The 18,525-nt window shown below is 42.2% G+C and carries 14 protein-coding genes; 4 read left to right on the top strand and 10 right to left on the bottom strand.

Annotated features, from left to right (window positions below; genetic code table 11):
- Nucleotides 1-16: 16 nt before the first annotated feature.
- The 7 genes from EXT48_RS21215 to EXT48_RS21185 all read right to left on the bottom strand — a co-directional run bounded on the left by EXT48_RS21215 (nucleotide 17) and on the right by EXT48_RS21185 (nucleotide 9,711).
- Complete coding sequence (locus EXT48_RS21215; RefSeq protein ID WP_130165693.1) at nucleotides 17-3,235, bottom strand: TonB-dependent receptor; 3,219 nt, start codon at nucleotides 3,233-3,235, stop codon at nucleotides 17-19.
- Between the two features lie 406 nt (nucleotides 3,236-3,641).
- Nucleotides 3,642-4,055, bottom strand: a complete 414-nt coding sequence (gene arfB, locus EXT48_RS21210; RefSeq protein ID WP_130165692.1) for an alternative ribosome rescue aminoacyl-tRNA hydrolase ArfB — start codon at nucleotides 4,053-4,055, stop codon at nucleotides 3,642-3,644.
- Between the two features lie 73 nt (nucleotides 4,056-4,128).
- Nucleotides 4,129-5,337 carry an ABC transporter permease gene (locus tag EXT48_RS21205; RefSeq protein ID WP_045988990.1) on the bottom strand — a complete coding sequence of 403 codons (1,209 nt, stop codon included), beginning with the start codon at nucleotides 5,335-5,337 and terminating at the stop codon, nucleotides 4,129-4,131.
- A 10-nt stretch (nucleotides 5,338-5,347) separates the two neighbouring features.
- Nucleotides 5,348-6,679, bottom strand: coding sequence for an ABC transporter permease (locus EXT48_RS21200; RefSeq protein ID WP_130165691.1), 1,332 nt, complete (start codon nucleotides 6,677-6,679; stop codon nucleotides 5,348-5,350).
- Between the two features lie 9 nt (nucleotides 6,680-6,688).
- Nucleotides 6,689-7,378 carry an ABC transporter ATP-binding protein gene (locus EXT48_RS21195; protein ID WP_045988992.1) on the bottom strand — a complete coding sequence of 230 codons (690 nt, stop codon included), beginning with the start codon at nucleotides 7,376-7,378 and terminating at the stop codon, nucleotides 6,689-6,691.
- A 12-nt stretch (nucleotides 7,379-7,390) separates the two neighbouring features.
- Nucleotides 7,391-8,662, bottom strand: a complete 1,272-nt coding sequence (locus EXT48_RS21190) for an efflux RND transporter periplasmic adaptor subunit (RefSeq protein ID WP_130165690.1) — start codon at nucleotides 8,660-8,662, stop codon at nucleotides 7,391-7,393.
- Between the two features lie 245 nt (nucleotides 8,663-8,907).
- Nucleotides 8,908-9,711 (bottom strand): chromosome partitioning protein ParA, encoded by an 804-nt coding sequence (locus tag EXT48_RS21185; protein ID WP_130165689.1) that lies wholly within the window; start codon nucleotides 9,709-9,711, stop codon nucleotides 8,908-8,910.
- A gap of 92 nt (nucleotides 9,712-9,803) precedes the next feature.
- Between EXT48_RS21185 and EXT48_RS21180 the strand changes: the two genes are divergently transcribed.
- Entirely contained in the window at nucleotides 9,804-10,703 is a 900-nt protein-coding gene (locus EXT48_RS21180; protein ID WP_130127548.1) for a response regulator, read from the top strand.
- Here EXT48_RS21180 and EXT48_RS21175 read toward each other — a convergent pair.
- Nucleotides 10,695-11,120, bottom strand: coding sequence for a hypothetical protein (locus tag EXT48_RS21175; protein WP_130165688.1), 426 nt, complete (start codon nucleotides 11,118-11,120; stop codon nucleotides 10,695-10,697). The genes EXT48_RS21180 and EXT48_RS21175 overlap by 9 nt on opposite strands.
- A 134-nt stretch (nucleotides 11,121-11,254) precedes the next feature.
- The gene (locus EXT48_RS21170; protein WP_239359790.1) at nucleotides 11,255-11,551 is read right to left on the bottom strand and encodes a hypothetical protein; all 297 of its coding nucleotides are present in this window, start codon (nucleotides 11,549-11,551) and stop codon (nucleotides 11,255-11,257) included.
- A 184-nt stretch (nucleotides 11,552-11,735) separates the two neighbouring features.
- Here EXT48_RS21170 and nhaR point away from each other — a divergent pair, with 184 nt between their 5' ends.
- Nucleotides 11,736-12,626 (top strand): transcriptional activator NhaR, encoded by an 891-nt coding sequence (nhaR, locus tag EXT48_RS21165; RefSeq protein WP_130165686.1) that lies wholly within the window; start codon nucleotides 11,736-11,738, stop codon nucleotides 12,624-12,626.
- A 13-nt stretch (nucleotides 12,627-12,639) separates the two neighbouring features.
- On the opposite strand, the gene EXT48_RS21160 is transcribed toward nhaR, so the two are convergent.
- Nucleotides 12,640-13,350, bottom strand: coding sequence for a LytTR family DNA-binding domain-containing protein (locus EXT48_RS21160; protein WP_130165685.1), 711 nt, complete (start codon nucleotides 13,348-13,350; stop codon nucleotides 12,640-12,642).
- A 280-nt stretch (nucleotides 13,351-13,630) separates the two neighbouring features.
- On the opposite strand from EXT48_RS21160, the gene EXT48_RS21155 reads away from it, so the two are divergent.
- A complete protein-coding gene (locus tag EXT48_RS21155) occupies nucleotides 13,631-16,474 on the top strand; it encodes a TonB-dependent receptor (RefSeq protein ID WP_130165684.1) in 2,844 nt (947 codons plus the stop codon).
- Nucleotides 16,475-16,700: 226 nt separating this feature from the next.
- On the top strand, nucleotides 16,701-18,500 hold the full coding sequence (locus tag EXT48_RS21150) for a tetratricopeptide repeat protein (protein WP_130165683.1): 1,800 nt from the start codon (nucleotides 16,701-16,703) through the stop codon (nucleotides 18,498-18,500).
- Nucleotides 18,501-18,525: the final 25 nt, after the last annotated feature.

Genomic DNA, 18,525 nt, shown 5'->3' with positions numbered 1-18,525 from the left:
TTGGCCTTTGCTGACATTAGAAAGTCGCACGGACGCTCAATGCAAAACGTCTATCCGTGGTAAAGTTGAGTGCCTGCGTTTTTGTCCCAGCTTGGTCCATCTGATACTTGGTTTTGGTTTCCGTATCCAATAAATTGCTGGCTTCAAAACCCACTTTCCAATGGTCGTTGATGGTGTAATACAAGCTTGCGTCCATCATACCCGACGCCTCTGCATAAGCAGGGACATACTCTTCAGATTCCCTAAGTGTGAGCAAATACTCAGAGCGCCAAGTGTATGCAAGGCGAAAAGAAATGTCCTCGTATTCATACATACCGATGATATTAAAGTTTTGGTCTGAGTAACCTTGTAGCGGCAAACCTCCAAACACTCGGAAGGTATTACGATTATCGGTCAGCGGGTTACCATTTTCATCGAAACCAAGCGTGCCTTTAGAGACTTCATTTGGATCTTCAAGTCCATCTTGATCGATATAGGTAAAGTTAAGTTGCAAACCTAAACCGCTCCATGCTCCCGGTAACATGTCGTAGAATTGAGAGTAGGAAAACTCCATCCCACGAATGGTGCCAGAGCCCGTGTTAGCGGGGCCGTAAGCAGAGACATCATAATCTTCGCCGCCATAAGACACATCAAGATCAAAGGCGCGGCTACGGATTATATTATCTAGCTTTTTGTGGAATAGCCCTACCGTCACGTAACCTGCGGACGCGAAATACCATTCGGTAGTTAAGTCAGTATTGATCGCTTCTTCAGGCTCTAAATATGGATTCCCAGAAAGTGCGGTTAGACTGATATCGTCTAGCCCAACAACGGGGTTAGTTGCCTCGTCATAATCAGCGCCGGGAGTTTGTAGCACGCGAGTGTAATCCAAGTTAAGAATACTGATATTTCTGGCATCAACTAAATTTGGGTAATACAGCGCTTTTGACGCACCAAATCGCACCACTACGTCTTCTGATACACCAAAACTCAAATTTAAGCTCGGAAGCAAAGTGCCGTAATCTGTACCTTCAACGGTACTGAGTTCAGACTCTCCCCCAGCAATGTCGTAATATCGCTTATATTCTGCTTGCTGCATCACATTATTAAGTGATGTCCCCTCTTCACCACGTTTGATGAGGGCGGGTTGCACCAAAGCGCCCGTAGACTCAAGTTGATAGTTTACGTAGCGCAGGCCAACATTGCCCACCACAGGAATGTCTTGAAACTCGAAGTCAAAATCACCACGAATGTAAAATTCAGTACGCTTCTCGTTAGTCGAACTTATATTGTGTGCGGCGAATGGGCCTTCAACGCGATTGGGTTTGTCTTCATAAGGTACATAAGTGCCAGAGCATGTGCCGTTGTTTGCCGCACTGTTGGTGGCATTGTGCCAACCATCACGACAACCTTGGCGCAAAGACTCGGCGTAGTTTTTCACCAGCTCCATGCTTGGGAACAAGAAGTTATTGACCGGCCCCTGTAATACCTGACCATTGTAATAATCTGAAAAATCAACGCGCTCAAATAATTCTGGACGATTTACCGCCGCGGCGGCATTTCGGTCATCTTGGATCCAAGGGGTGCCAATTGCAGACCAGCCCTCGTAAGCGGTATCTCGCACCGTTAGGTCTTTATTTGACATATAAAAACCGGAACTGACACTCGTGAAATGACCGTCTAGCTCATACTTAAAATCCAGTTTAACACTGTCTGATTCTGCCGTGTTGCGCTCAACCTGCTCCATACCGCTGCCCAAAAACAGGTTAGGCACAGGTCCATTCCAATCTTCATTGGGTGACCAACCTGCCGTTAGAATATTGTCACTGAGAAACTCTACTGTCGGCCTTGAGCCACGCATATCGAGGAAATAAGGCGAGACAACGTGGACATGGTTTCCCCGTGTTTGACCCGACATACTGTAGTTTTGCACTTCTTTGTCGGAGTCGATCCGCTGGTAATCAAAATCAACCGTCAATCTATCTATTGGTTTTAACGTTAGTTTAAATGAAGTGTCCTTCACGGTATTTTCGTTGTAATTCCAGCGGCTACGATAAAAGAATGGCGTTTCGGGGCTCACGCCAAGTGCAATACCGGAAGTCACAAAACCATCATCTGTAGTGAGTGGATGGCCACTTTCCGTATTTTCAGTCCAATTTTGTGAAGACCCCATGAAACCTTTAAAGCCTTGAGCTGCTTGTCCTATTTGGCGCTCGTTCCACTCAAGAGATGCTTCTGAGCGAATGTGCTCTAATGTCGCAACTATGGTCTCATCGGCATTTGCCCACTGCAGTGAAGAGGTTAAGCCGGTACGTTCACGGTCATTGGTTGCTGTGCTCATATGGATAGCGACAGGCACATGCCATACACTGCCAGCTGGTTGCCCAGGTAAAGCGGGGCCATCCACAGGCGATGATGGATCAACACCTGTTATGCCACCCCATTGATCCAAGGTAGGAATAAAGGAATCGCCTCGAGAGTGGAAGTTGCCAAGGCCAACACCATCTCCTCGAGTCTGATATTCTGATGAAGAAGCTGCAATTAAAAATCCGAACTTACCTGCACTGGTTTCCCAACTGTCGGAGAACAGCGCTGAAAACGAAGGCGTCACTTCTTCTCTAAAGTCGCCATAATTGGCCTTTGCATTGAACGAGATAAGCCGCTCATCAGAATCGAATGGTTTGCGGGTGATAAGGTTTACCGTGCCAGATATACCGCCTGAAATAAGATCTGCAGTTTGGTTTTTAACCACTTCCACTGCGCCTAGCAATTCAGCAGGAAAGTCTTCATAGCTCAAACCGCCTGACGGATTTGCACTAAAAGCGTCTCTGCCGTTCACCTCAGAGCGAACCCTGTCTAGGCCACGAACCAGCACGCCTGTACCTTCATCAGCATAATGTTTAGGGTCATCGGATGATGCAAATCGCTCAATCGTAACACCCGGCACACGCTGCAGCGCTTCAGTCACCGATTTGTCTGGTAATGCCCCGATATCTGACGCCGTGATCACGTCTTTGACCGTATCAGCGAAGCGCTTAATGTTTTGTGCGCTATTGATACTGCCTCGGATCCCGCGAACTTCAATGACTTCAACCGCTTCGTTCTGTTCCGAGGTTTTGACATCGCTGTCATTTTGACCCACAGTTTCAGCGGCAACCCAAAGTGGAGAAAGCCCAAAAAGTACAGACGAAACCGCAAGGCTCAGTTTGCTTCGTTTAGGGTTATGTTTACCAATATCGGTGACTAGTTTTGACATTTTGTTGTTCCTTTCTTCTTTTTAAAAACCAGTGAAAAAGCCAGCAATGCCATCACTAGCACCACAGCTCAAAAACCTACCACACAGTGATGTGCTCTAAACGCCCCAACACATCAAATGTTACTTACTAACAAAAATACAATATTACCTTGTTACTTTTTAACATTACAGACTAAAAAGCAAACACTTTTTTGCGTAAAATTTGGCTATGTGGACTATGGTTTTGAAATGTAAGGAATTAAAATTAGTTACATCTAATCTAATGTTTAAGAGAAAATATTGACAGTTACGTTTACATATCTGGTTAATGACTTGTTCAAACAGCTTTAAATCGAATGAGTTTTGTATTCAGTTTGCCGTACATTGGCGGGAAAATTAAGAAACTACATTACTAACAACTAAGCACTTACCAGTTCACCGAGCCCCTCAGTGATTTGGTTTGGCCACGTTTGCTCTTTTGATTCAGGCGTTTCTTTTGCGAGCTTTTTGTTGGCTTGGTTGCTCTGCGTGTCTTTTCAACTTTGGTGGCTTCTAAGATCAGTGTTTTTAGCCGCTCCAAGGCATCTTCCTTATTTTGCTCTTGGGTGCGAAAGCTCTGAGCTTTAAGCACAATGACACCCTCTTTGGTCACTCTAGAGTCTTTAAGTGCAAGCAGGCGCGCTTTGTAAAAGTCAGGCAGTGTTGAGCGGTTGATATCAAACCTAAGATGAATGGCACTTGAGACTTTATTAACGTTTTGCCCACCCGCACCTTGGGCGCGAATAGCGGAAATATCGATTTCCCACTCTGCTAGAGTGACATTATTTGAGATTTTAAGCATAGTAATTTCAAGCCTCCGTTCGCCATTTTAGCAAAGTAACGGAAGGCTTGAAATAGCAGTGGTTAGCGTGTAGCTATGCTGTTCGAGTTGCGATAGCTGGTGGCACTCTTGCAGCAGCCACAGCAGGGTAAGTAACCGCCAACTGACCTGCGAGCAACATTACTACCGCACCTGCAATCAAATAATCACTGGGTACACTGGTAAGCCCAAAGTAATTAACCAAATAAATATTCGCAGTGATTGCGATGATTATGCCCAGAGCAATGCCAAGTAAAGACACCACCGCATTTTCAATCATAAAGTAACGTAGAATGTCGGCCTGAGTTGCCCCAAGAGCACGACGAGTACCGATTTGCTTACGACGTTTATAAACGGTGTATCTTGCCTGACCAAAGATCCCCAGCATAGTTACACACGCCAGAGCTGCGATCACCGCTTTTAGCGTTTGGCTCACCGCATAATCTGCTTGTAAATTTTCCGTTTTTATTTGCTCGAAGGATTTAAAGGCATCAAGTTGACGGCCAGGCTTTTTAAGCATTAAGGCTTGAACTTCATCCATTGCAATTTCTCTTTGACCAGACTTTGCTTTTACTACTATGATGCTTTCTTCATAATGTTCTCTAACCGAACTTATTACGGTCATATCGTAAGCGTACCAAAACCGCCAAGGTGACTTCATAGTTTCAACGATACCCACAACCTTTTGCGGTACCGATTCAACATAAATAGTTTCTCCAATCACACTGCGCCAATCGTTAGGACGAATTTTATGTGCCAAGTCCTGCGAAACTAACACGCTGGCTGATTCCGTATGGCCATCAAAATACGTGTGTACTACATCATTATGTTGTAAGTTTCTACCCGCAACCACTCGCAGTCCAAGCGTATCTACAATGGTGTCATCCGAACCATAGTAGCCTGCGTGAGTTATCCTTTCATCTTCCTCAGGGGTTAAACCAACATCTAGTGAACGGCCCCAGTTAGTAAGCGGCATACTCGTGATCGTACTTACACTCTCAACACTGGCTAGTGCACGGATATCGGCAAGGTCGGTATCAAGAGCTGCATTTTTTTCTTCATCGCTGCCTTCAAAATGAGTTCTAAAGCTGAACAACTGGCTCTCGGCTAACCCTGTCGGTTGCACCAATTCTTGCTCTTTAAGTATCATCATATAAATGGCATTAACCAAAATGGTAAATGTAAGCGCAATTTGCAAAACGAGTAGTAGCGGAGAAGTCTTATTTTTGTTTAAGGTTTTTAAAATTGGCAATAAATCTCTCATGGTCACGCTCCTACAGGCTTTTTAGCTGACTAGATGGTTGTACTTTTGCCGCATGTAAAGTCGGTAGCAAACCAAAAGTCACAGCACTCGCCACAGCCAATACAATCGTCATGATGACTATACCTGCGGTCATCTCAAGCATCTCAGCATAAAGATGGCTGTATAATTGCGCAGTGATACTCAAACCAATTTGCGCAAGTAATAGCCCAAGTATCCCTCCCAAGAGCCCAATAATACAGGTCTCAACAGTAAACTGAGTGATAATATCTTGTTTAGAAGCTCCAACCGCTCTACGAAGCCCAACTTCACCAGCTTTACCATGAAACTTTGCGACCATCATTGCCATACAGTTAAGCAGACAAACCGCAAGAAATGCGAATGCAAGCCACACAGCTACATTGCCATCATCTTTGATAATTTTTCTTTCAATTAATTGCTCCTTCACATTAAATAATTGATGTAAAGGCTCTCGTAAAAAGCGACCATACTCTCTTTGTTCCATCGAGTAATTAACCAAAAAGTCCATGTAATTATCACGCTCTGACGCGGAGTTTAATTCAACCCAGTAGGAGACCCATACGCATTCAGATGCTAAAATTGCCGAAAATGAGTCATCAGCGGGTTCTTTCCAGCATTGATAAGACACGTCGGAGCCTGTCCACAACTTATTATTAATTTGCGCTTGGAATGGGACAATAACGTCTCTAGGTTTGTTGAAAGCACGAGTTCTGTAATCAAAAAACTTGGGGATAGGATACCAATCGTCGGTAACACCAACCACTCGGTACTGTAAATCTCCTAAGAGCAATGACTTACCGACGGAGTTTTCTCCATCAAATAACTTATCATTCAGCTCGCTACTGATCACCGCAACTTGCAGCCCATCCTGATCGGCAATCTCATCCCATGCACCACCAAACTTAAACGGCACCTCAAACATGGTGAACATGTCTCGGTATGCACTTCTAATTGAGGTCATTTTTGCTTCAGTGATTGACTGCTCTGTGGTGCGAGTCATCATTTTGAAACTACCAAGAGGTGTTTGATTAACGCCCTGTTTTGCTTTTTGTAGATTGATTGCATCTTGATAGGTAAGAATAAAAGGTGGAACTTCTTTCCCTTGGGAAATATTGAACGGCTTATCTGGGCCGTAGCTATTCAATCGAACATTAAACAAGCGATCACTTTTTGTAGGGATCGGATCTTTTTGTAGCAGATAACTCACTGTATAAGTAGTCATTGCTGCGCCAATTCCAATCGCGATTGTCATAATCATTAACAATGATAAAAAAGGCGTTTTCCGCAATGAGATAAGCGCTAATTTAAGATAATAACTAAACATAACTTATCCTTAAGCAATGGCCTTATCGTAGTTCTTTCTCTCGCTCAACATACCATCACGGATTTCAATAATACGCTGAGCTTTTGCCGCTTGTTGAGCATCATGAGTCACCATCACAATGCTTGTTCCCTGCGCATTGATATCTTTGAGCAGTTCCATAATACCATCGGCCATTTTACTATCTAAGTTGCCCGTTGGCTCATCGGCGAGTAGAAAGGACGGTTTACCAGCAATCGCTCGAGCAATTGCTACCCGTTGCTGCTGACCTCCAGACAGTTGCGATGGGTAATGCGCTTTGCGTGATGCAAGACCCACTTTATTCAACGCATCCATGATCCGTTCGTGACGCTCTTTTGATGATAATTTGCGATAGCGTAAGGGCATGTCGACATTATCGTAAAGATTTAGCTCAGGAATTAAGTTAAAGCTTTGGAAAATAAAGCCGACTTTTTCGTTACGCAGCTTTGACTTGGCTTTATCACTTAACTTTTCAACATTAATACCATCCAGCTCATAACTGCCATCGCAGAAATCCTCTAATAAGCCGGTGATATTTAGAAAGGTCGTTTTGCCTGAGCCTGACGGGCCAATAACGGAGACAAACTCGCCTTGCTCTATTCTCAAGTCAAATGGCTGCAAAGCTTGAGTTTTTATTGTGTCTGTATAGTAAGCTTTTGATAGATGACGCATGGATAGCATGTTGCAGCTCCTTTATTGAATTATTTTCACACTGGGAGCATCTTTAAAGATCCGCGCGTCAGAGGTGATAACCTGATCGCCGATATTAAGCCCCGATAGTACTTCTACTTGTCCAATACTTCTCAGTCCAATCTTTATTGGCGTTTTGACGGCCGTGCCTTCTTTTACTACATAAGCAAACTGTCCATTGTACGCTTCTAAATATTGACCATGTGGTAGGTAGGCGATATTTTCTTTTTGCTCGAGTACAATTCGACTAGTTAACCTTTGGTTTTGCCTTAATCCCTGAATTGTGTCGTCTCTAAATCGGATTTTCCCGGCAACGCGGCCATTTTCAATTTCAGGCGAAATGGCAACGATTTCGCCACTATAAACATCACCATTGAGGTTCACCTCGGCTAACATTCCTAAGGCTAAATCATCTGAATAGCTCTCAGGTATTTGCACCTCTATCTCGTATTTGGAGAGATCGACCACGCTTAATAGTGGCTGATTTTTAGCCACTGAATTTTTTTGCTCGACTACTAAATTACCAACGAGTCCCCCTACTGGTGAGACAATTTTAAGCGCATCGACTTGCCTTTCAAGCTCTGCTACTTTGACTTTTTGTGCTTCAAGTTCAAGCTCTTTGGTCCGAATCTCAAACTTCTGACTTTCTTTTTGCAATTCAACTTCTTTAATTGCCAGGCGGTATTCTCGAAGCGCATTTTCGAGATCATCTTTGGCTTTTTGATAATCAATATCGCTGACAACTTGAGTTTTTAAACCATCTTCAGAGCGACGCATTTCACGCTTAGCAGCATTCAATACAACGGTAGCTTTACCTAAATAATTTTCCTGTGCTAAGTCTTGTTTTTTAGCTTGAATGATTTGTCGCTGAAGTTCAGTATCTAACTGATTTAGCTTAGCTTGATGCTGTGCAAACTCGCTCTTTAACTCCGGACTATCTATTACGGCAAGAGTTTGACCTTCAATAACGCTATCTCCCGATTCGACCAAATAGGTCACAGTCCCTTGAGCAGGGCTATATATTGTCGGACGCCGTGCTGCGACGACTTTTCCCTGAACAGAAATATCGCGAACAAAGTCACCTTGTTTAACTGCTGAAATATGAATTTTATCGCTTGAAACTGCTGTTTGACCACTTGCCCATTGCTCAACAATTGGTGCAAAAAATAAAACAGTAATTAATATCAGAATACTTACTACCGCTATCAATATTTTATTTTTTTTAGGTCTTTCAACCTCAGAGTCTTGAGCACTCGTATCTGAAATATAGGCCATGAAATAATCCTTTTACCACTGCCTTAGTTATTGAGAAATATGCACTTTACAAGTACTTTTCACAGCTATTAGCTCAACTAGCGTTAACGTCACTTGATAGAGTTTGGAACCGAGCAAGTGTATCTTTCTCGCCACTTTTCAAGTGAAGCAAATCTCAAAAGATAAAAAGCAAAACAGGTAATGTGAGTGCCTAAACCTTACACAAACTCAAGACTAATGTCACGAAAAATAAAACACTTTGTTAACTATTTGGTTTGATTCTTGACGACTTCCAAATATCGGCTTTCTATAAATTTTTTCTCTTTGGACAAGTGCTCAAGTGCATCTCGGGTTTGCTCCAACTCTTTTTGAATAGCTTGCAACTTTGGACCATCTTCAACCTCTTGTTCTTGAACCATTAGCTGTTGCAGAGCCTGGCTTTGTTCGGCAATTTGTCTTTTGTATTCATTGATAGTTTGAGACATATCTTGGCGCTCTTTTTCAAAGGTTGCGACCAGTTGCTCTAGCTCTTGCTCGGATGTACCTCCCACAGACTTAGAGGCTTCTAGTTGCTGCTTTAATGTGTCATTTTCTTTTTGTAGTTCCTCTGTAGACTCATATTGGTCATATAGCTTTCTTCTCGTTTGCTTAAGTCGCTCTAAACTTTTCGACAAATCTCCTCGAAGTTTTTTTATTAGCCGATGCGATTTAAGCAACTGACTGTTTAAATCATCCATGCGGGTTTGCTCTTCTGGCGAAATATGATCCTGTGTTGAGCGTTTAACCTCAGCTAGTTGCTGTTCTAAGTGAACTTGTAAGTTAGCCAATTCTTGAATGGTGTGTTGGTTATCTTCGACAAACTTCATTGACTTGTTAATTGCATCGCGACAGTGCTGAAGCAGATATTGTTGCTCTGCGTTGGATGTCCCAGCTCCACCAGCAGTCTTTGCAAACAATCTAAATTCTCGAAGGATTAACAGCAAAATATAAAACCAAAAAACTAATATCAGTAGCCCGATATTCACCGCCATATAGATAAATACATCGACTGGTAGTTTGCCTAGAAACATATTATGCACTCATTATTTTCTTACTTTCATTTTAGTATTGGTTAAAAATCGTGCCTATAATAAATCTATATTTTTCAATAAAGTGGTAATGTGTGAAGATATTGCTCGTGGATGACAGTGCCGCAACACTTGAGATTATTCGTCGCGGTTTAGTACGTTTTAGATATCGTAAGCTGTTGATAAAGAAAGCACAAAGTGCAAAAGAAGCACTAAAGATTATTGGTTCTTGGCATCCAGATATTGTATTGACCGACTGGCATATGCCCGATATTTCAGGACTCGCTCTCGTCAAAGCAATCAAACAAAAACAGCTTGATGTCACCATGGCGATGGTAACGACTGTCGACGATCGTGAGCAAATTAAGCTCGCCCTTGACTATGGTGCCGCGTTTGTACTGTCAAAGCCGTTTGCTGACGACGACCTTCATAACAAAATCATGCCGCTGGTCAAAGCCGCAGAAGAAAGCAGCAAAACGAGAGAAATTCATACGCTACATAAAGGCGTGCCCTTGCCTCAAGTTGGGCAACTTGAAAAGCTAATGAACAAACATATTGATACAGAGTTGAGACTCTATCAGGTGCATCAAATGGAATATAATCCCGATAACCTTCCGTGTGTTATGGTCGCATACGAAGATCCGAGCAGCCAGAAAGTTCGCGCAATCGGAATATTTGATGTGTATTCGGTCTGTGTGCTTGCCGCATCCACAGGGAATTTAACTGATCAAGCTGGGTTTGAAGCGATTCATCAACATCAGATAACAGACGACATGTTAAGCGCCTGCCACTCAGCACTAAACTCTACGTCTTATGCATTTCTAGACGGCATAACCAGAAGGAGCCTTAGAGTAAAAACCCTACAGTTGGTCACTAAGCCTTTTCCTAAGTTAAAACGCTTGTATAAGTCCGCCGCAAACATGCGCATAGATTTATGTTGCCAACGTCCAAATATGGCACAAGGTAAAATATTGTTGGTTGGGTTTTTAAGCTAACGCTTTAAGCAAGATGCCAGGATCAGTTATCCCAGCTTCTTTTAAAGCTTTTTGGATATTTTGTGTTAATTCAATAACTTGATTCTGCATACGTAAAATATATTCAAGTTTTTGTGTAACTAGCTCCGCTTTCATTTCATCTGAATAAGCGTTATTTGCTTTTAGCTCTTCGAGTAATTTTTGCTCTTCTTTTATTTTCTCTCTGAGCTCTTCTAGCTTTTCAACCATTTTTTGAATGTGAGGTGGTAGTGCTGCTTCTTCCTGCTCCTCTCTTACCTCTTCTCCAGATAACTTAGACATATCTTTTTCTGATAGTCTGAGTGGTTTAGATTCTGTCGTTTCTTCAACCTTGGTTTTCTGCTCCATCTGACTCGTGGTTGATTGAGCTGGTGAGTGAATTAAAAAGTTCACGTTCATTGTCTTAGGCCAATATGATTTCCTTTGACCTATATATCGGTAATTTATCGACGATCTTTAAGAAAAATTGCGCGGCTTCCTTGCCGCTGCAAGTGCTTGGGAATGGAATCACTCGGTACTGAAAACTAACCGAGTTAAAAATAATTCTGTTTTAAGATTTGCTTGCAGTTGCTCAATGCCCGATTTAATGCCTGCAACAAAGTTTTACCTTTTGCCTTGACCTTTAACGTTGGTAATCCGGGTAATAAAAGCTCAACTTGGCATAAGGTAAACTTGCCAATCTGCTTGTCCACCTGTTTTTCAATTCGTACATTTATTTTTCGAATATTGTTTGCATAGCCGCACAACGCTTCATTTATTGTTTTAGCAAAAGCCACTTTACTTGACACCGCTATCGGCTCATTTACACCAACAAGGTTCAATTTCATCATTACCTCAGACAATCGCATCACATATAACTTTGTTGAAAACTTAGAATGACTCGAATTAAAAACGCTTACGCTATCCGCTACATTCTCTCAACTTCTACTTGCGCCATGAGATCAAATCTACTAATGTTCAATAAAAGATAAAAGCTGATTATATCTAACTAAAAGAAAGATTTTTACGAACAATATGAACATAAACTTCAATCACCTTTACTATTTTTGGCAAGTAAGCAATGAAGGCAGTATCGCAGGTGCAAGTAAAGTCCTTCATTTGACGCCTCAAACCATCAGCGCGCAGCTATCAAGCTTAGAAGATCGGCTGGGGAAACCTTTATTTATAAGAGAGGGCAGAGGACTCAGGTTGACTGACTTCGGCATTTTGACCAAGCAGTATGCGGACGATATGTTTTCGATTGCCAAAGAATGGTTAGAAACAACACAAGATGGTGCAACAGCCATACATCGCACATTAAAAGTAGGTATCTCAGATGCCATTCCAAAATCCTTAGTATCAAAATGGCTTGCGCCTTTGATAGAAAATGAGCAAGTTGCCAACTTGCACTGTATTGATGGTCAGCAGTCTGAATTATTGGCTCAGATGGCGATGCATAAACTCGATATCGTACTAGCGGACAAACCACTTGATAGTAATCTGCCATTTAAAGTATTTTGTCACGAAATAGGAAAGAGCCAGATTGGCTTTTATGGTTCAATTTCTTGTTGTGAAGAACTTAGGGCAAACTACCCAAAGTCATTACAAGCGCAACCAATCATTCTTCCAGCGAAACACAGCCCAGTAACGAACTCGATTCAATTTTGGCTACAAGAGCAAAATATAGAAATCAAAGTCGCAGGTCATGTGGATGACAGTGCCTTGATGAAGGCATTAGGTCAACAGGGGTTTGGCATTTTTCCTGCCCCACTTTCGATAAAATCAGAATTGCAACGGCACTATGATGTCTGCCTCATTGGCACTATAGAAAGTACGTATCAAAACTATTACGCTTTCACACCCGATAGATTAATTAAAGACTCTATCTTCAGCGAGTTCGTAAATTTTGCCAAGGGAGTAAGCTGACGCTACAGTCAGTTTATGTTGGCTGTAAAAGAGAAGATAAGTTTTGTTTATAACGTCTTGATAGGTGGAGTGAATCTCCGTTTTCTAGAATAACGTCGTAATCTCCATTATCTCTTGTCTTAAGTTCACTGATAGCATTCAAATTAACGAGTGAAGACTTATGGATCCTAGAAAAGCCAAAGGTTTTAAGACTTTTTTCCATTGATGACATCGTGTCCCTATGCAAGATTGAGCGCTGCCGATTGATCATATGAAGCTCGACATAGTTTCCCGCACCACCAACCCAAGCTAAGTCTTCCACTTTTATCACATGAATGTGCCCCGAGTCTTTTACAATCAATCTTTGATTAGGGACATATTCTAATGAAGCTTCTTTAGAGTGCGAGAATGCCAGCTGAAGAATATTGGTGATCAGAGCACCTTCCGTATCTTTACCATCAACACTCATTGTTGTAGAAGCATTTAATTTAACATCTGTCGTTATTTTAATAGTTGGCACAGAGTCAAAATTTCTGGTGATTAATTCTTGCTGTCTCAGGTCAGTATCATGTGAAATATCAATTAACAAACAGTCGATTTCACCCACTTCAATAGTTTCCAAAACATCAACAATATTTTGATAATAAACAAACTGGGAACAAACTGCGACTTCTTTTAACTTTGTACTTATTTCGACGCCAAGCTCAGATAAATAGCTAGGAATAGAGATCGTCACTCTTTTCATTCATCACCTTAAACACATCAATAGGTTAACAAGGATACTAATACTTTGTATCTTATTTCACAATAGTTAACATATTATTGTTATAGATTGTTACTATGTAATCTGCAAATTAAATTTGATCTTTTTTTTCTCGCCTGTCGTCACTGATTCCCATCGCCTTACGTATCTCAACTGGCATATTCCAAGCTTCCGTCATAACTTCGTCGTGATACTAATAAGCCTTTGTGATGAGTTATTAAACTTACCGAGGGTATCTAAAACAAACCTATCAGGGGATATCATGAAACAATTCAAGCGTTCTAAGTTAAGTATGCTTATCACTTCCGCGTGCCTAATCGGTGGAAGTCTAAGTATCCAAGCATCAGCCGAGGAAACAGCTGATGGTGCTAATGAAGAAGTCGAAAGAATTTCTATTACAGGCTCTCGTATTCAGCGTGTCGCATTAACTGCGAAAACACCGGTTATCGAACTAGACGGTTCTGAGTTTGCCATGTCGGGAAACTTAAACGTTGAGCAAAAGCTTGCCGAACTGCCGCTAACAGTTCCTTCTTTCGGCCCAAGCTCAAATAACCCTGGTGACGGTACCGCTCGAGTAGACTTACGTGGTCTTGGCAACGAGCGCACTCTTGTTCTTGTTAATGGTCGCCGCTGGGTACCAGCGACACAAACAGGTGTTGTCGACTTAAACACTATTCCAGCGTCTCTTATTGAAGGTGTAGACATCATTACCGGTGGTGCAGGTGCGGTATACGGTTCTGATGCCCTAGCAGGTGTTGTAAACTTTCGTTTGAAAGACGACTTCGAAGGCGCTGAAATTTCTGCGTTATACGACATCACCGAAGAAGGCGATGGGGAAAAGTTCAACACTGACCTTACCTTGGGTGGAAACTTTGCCGACGGTAAAGGTAACGCTACTGTTTATATCGGTTACGCCAAACGTGAATCAATCTTCCAAGGCGACAGAGACTTTACTAGCGTAACACTCACTGAAGGCGATACAGGTTTAGTACCTGGTGGTTCGTCAGGTATCCCTGGCACTCGTGTATTCGCAGGTCCAACGCTTCCTAACGGTACAACTTTAGGCCGTTTTGGTCCTAACGGTGAAGGCCTACCATATACATCATCAGACGCGTTCAACTATGCCCCTGATAACTACCTGCAATTACCGCAAGAGCGTCTAACACTTAACTCTTTTGCACACTATTACATCAATGATGAAACTCGCTTATATAGCGAATTATCTTTCATCCGCAACGAAGTTCCGCAACAGCTAGCTCCAACTCCTGCATTCGTTAATGGCTTGGTAGTTAACCCTGACAGTCCATTCTTCGGTGCAGATGTTCAAGCTGCAATGAAAGCATTAGTACCTGAACTTGATGCTGAAGGTGAACCAACTGGCAACATGGTTAGTCAACTTGACGCCGATGGTAACTTTACATTCGCTACAATCGGTCGTCGTATGGTTGAAAACGGTCCACGCCAAGCGATTGATACACGTAATGCGATGCGTTTATTGGTCGGTGTAGATGGCTTTATCGGTGACTGGGCATACAATGCTTACTACAGCCGCTCTGAACTAGACCGCTCTAATCTACTTAATAATGACGTTTCTGAAACGCGTTTCAGACAAGCTATTTTAGTTACTGATGACGGTAGCGCATGTCAAGACACATCTGGTGGATGTGCACCATTGAACATATTCGGTGAAGGTAATATTTCACAGGCTGCGATTGATTTTATCAATGTTGGTGCATCTAACGTAACAAACATCAAACAAGAAATCTTCCACATCGATTTTGCTGGTGAGTTACCATTTACCGTACCATCTGCTGACATGCCTATAGGTTTCGTAATTGGTTACGAAAGCCGTTTTGATGATTCAAGCTTCCGCCCTGATGAATTCTTAGCATCTGGTGATGTTTTGGGCTTTAACGCTGGTGAACCAACAGTTGGTAGCTATAGTGTTGATGAAATCTTCACAGAGATTGATATTCCATTAGTAACTGATGCGGCATTTGCTGAAGACATTACACTATGGTTTGCGGGACGTCTTTCTGATTACTCAAACATTGGTAATGCTTCTTCATTTGCAACCACGTTAAACTGGAAAGTAAACGAATACGTTTCGTTCCGAGCTGGTTATCAAGAATCTGTACGTGCGCCTAACATCGCCGAGCTATTCCAGGGCGCTGCAAATGGTTTCCCAAGCGCAACTGATCCATGTAGCGTAGACGGTTTTGAAGAAGGAAAAACTGATAGAGCGCTTTGTGAGGCTCACGGTGTTGCGTCTTCTCAAGTAGGTGTATTTGAACAAGCAAACGCGCAAATCGAAGGTAGCTTCGGTGGTAACCCTGACCTGAAAGAAGAAACATCAGAAACGGTTACTCTAGGTCTTGTTATTACACCGACCGAAAACTTTGACATTACAATCGATTACTTTGATATCACAATTGATGATGCTATCGATGTACTAGGTGGTGGCGTAAACAATATTCTAGATATTTGTTACAACCAACTTAAAGATCCTAACTCAGAGTTCTGTCAAGCAATTACTCGTCGTCCTGACGGTAACGTTGACCTTGTTACAGCGCTTAACGCGAACATCGCGTCGCTAGGCACAAAAGGTTATGACGTTAACTTCAACTGGACCACAGAGCTTGATTTTGGAATTGGTGAGAATGGTTCAACCCTGAACATTAACTCTAAGAATACCATCCTAGATGAGTTCTTTAGAACGCCAAGTGTTGGTTTCACTGAAACAAATTACTGTGAAGGTAAATTCGGTAATACCTGTGGTACGCCACGTCCTGAGTTCCAAAGTAATAACCGCTTTACTTGGACTTCAGGCGACTTAAGCATCACAGCTCTAGCCCGCTACATGAGCGAAGTTGATGACGACTCAGGCACTAACGAAATCGCTCCAATTTCTAAAGCAGAATGGTATCTTGACCTTAGTGCAAGCTACCACTTCACAGATAATGTACAAGCAACATTTGGTATTAAAAATGTGTTAGACACTGAGCCAACGCCATTAGGTGATGCTCAACAACAAGCAAATACATTCCCAGAGTTGTATGACGTAATTGGCCCACGTTACTTCGTGAGTGCTGTGTACACGTTCTAATCAGTTGATACTGAAAGACTAGGGAGCTTCGGCTCCCTTTTCTGTTGTTGCTGTATTAAGTCCTTTATCTACAGTGAGTTACTAAATTTTCCATCGCGTTTACTGAAAAATTGATAGAAACCAGCAAAACTTCAAAATAACAACACTTTACTCGCAACTAAGTCGAGTTTGGCTAAAATAAAAAGTATGCAGCTCAGTCTAATTGACCGTTTAAGAAAAATATAATATGAAGCAAGCGCCCGAAATTACTATTGCAGTTCAAGATGCTTTCAAATTGATCCAACAAAAACAATATCAACAAGCGTTAACTAAGTTACAGCCTTTTACTGACTCGCCTCACCCCGATCTGCATTACCTTTTAGGAATTTGCTATAAATCACTAGCCGAGTGGCAAAGCGCAATAACCTCATTAAGTGATGCAGCTAAACTCGCTCCACTTAAAACTGAAATCTTAACTCATCTAGCCAAATGTTACTGGCTATCGGGTGATTTACACCAAGCAGAGGCCCATTACCTTGCGCTGTATGAAGCTGAGCCCAAAAATCTAGATTTACTTAAAAACTTGTCGCTTCTGTATCTTGAACAAAACCGGCTCGACTTGGCAAGTGAGTGGGCACTCAAAGGACAATCTCTAGATGATTCTGGACAACTCACCAAAATACTCGGGGACGTTGAAAAAACAAGAGGAAACCTCAGTGAGGCGATCAGTTACTATCAACAAGTTCCCCAACACTCTCCGGTTGTCTTTCGGGCAATACACAATTTAGGCCTTTGCTATAAATTACAGGCTAAATTTGACCAAGCAATTCAATGCTTTAAATTTGTGCATCAAAAAGCACCTGAGCACTATGAACCGCTTTACAACCTCGGCGACTGCTTTTTTGCAAATGGTCAATTTGAACAAGCACAACAAGCCTACAATCTGGCATTAAAGCAAGCCCCATACAATCCAATCATACATAAAGCGATTAACGAGCTTTATTGGCAAAGTGGGCAGCATCAGCTTTTTGCTACCAGTTTACTAAACGCGATGGAGTCAGCAAATAACCGCCTAGAACTCATAGAGTGCCTAGCTGAACTTTACTGGAATACCAATCAGTACAGGTTATGTGAGGAATGTATCCAGACGTCAGGTTACGCCGATACTTCCGCTACATTACTCGCGTTAAGAGGGCGTCTGGCGGCCACAAACAATGATCTAAATGCAGCCTTTGAGCATTTCGATAGTGCCAATAAGATAGTCATTAATTACGACAGGATATGTGAGCAAGCAAAATTTGCAATCCAGCTTGGAGAGTTCAGTACCGCACAATCCCTGCTCGAAAAAGTGTTGCAAGCGCAGCCCAAATCACAACTTGCTTTAGCTTGGCTAAGCGTAGTATATCAAGCCACAGATAAACAAAAGCACCAAGCTCTATGCAACCCTGATTTTATTCTGACCACAAACTTAAGTGCTCCGGGCGGCTATCAAGACACTGAAGACTTTCTTAAAGCATTGGAGTCATGCTTACTAACACTTCATCAAGGTAAACAAGCTCCAAGTGAACAGACCTTAGTAAATGGCTCACAAATTTCAGGAGGTTTGCTTAATAGAGATATCGAAATCATCTCTAAAGCGCGAACTCAACTGCTGCGAGATATAGATAAATGCCTTAATAAGTTAGATTTAGATCCAGAGCATCCATTTTTAGCTCATTTACGCAAAGAGAAATGCATTACAGGCTCATGGTCTGTCAAACTGACGGAGCAAGGTTTCCACGTAAGCCATATTCATCCCGCAGGTTGGATTAGTGTAGTTTTATATATCAACACGCCAAATGACGATAGCAATAATGGTGTAATTGAGTTTGGGCGGCCACCACTGGCACCACCCTACGATTTTCCACCATTCAAAACCGTAAAACCCCAACGAGGGCAAATCGTGATTTTCCCCTCTTATTTTTGGCATGGAACACAGCCATTTAACCCTACGGGTAATAACTATCGAATGACTTTGCCATTCGATATTGGCGTTCTTAATAAATAACCTGAGGTTTGGATAAGGAATGTTC

The sequence above is a fragment of the Pseudoalteromonas sp. CO348 genome (assembly GCF_004208845.1).
GTDB lineage: Bacteria > Pseudomonadota > Gammaproteobacteria > Enterobacterales > Alteromonadaceae > Pseudoalteromonas > Pseudoalteromonas maricaloris.
Note: the sequence above shows the minus strand (reverse complement) of the source record. Positions and strands in the feature narration are given on the sequence as shown.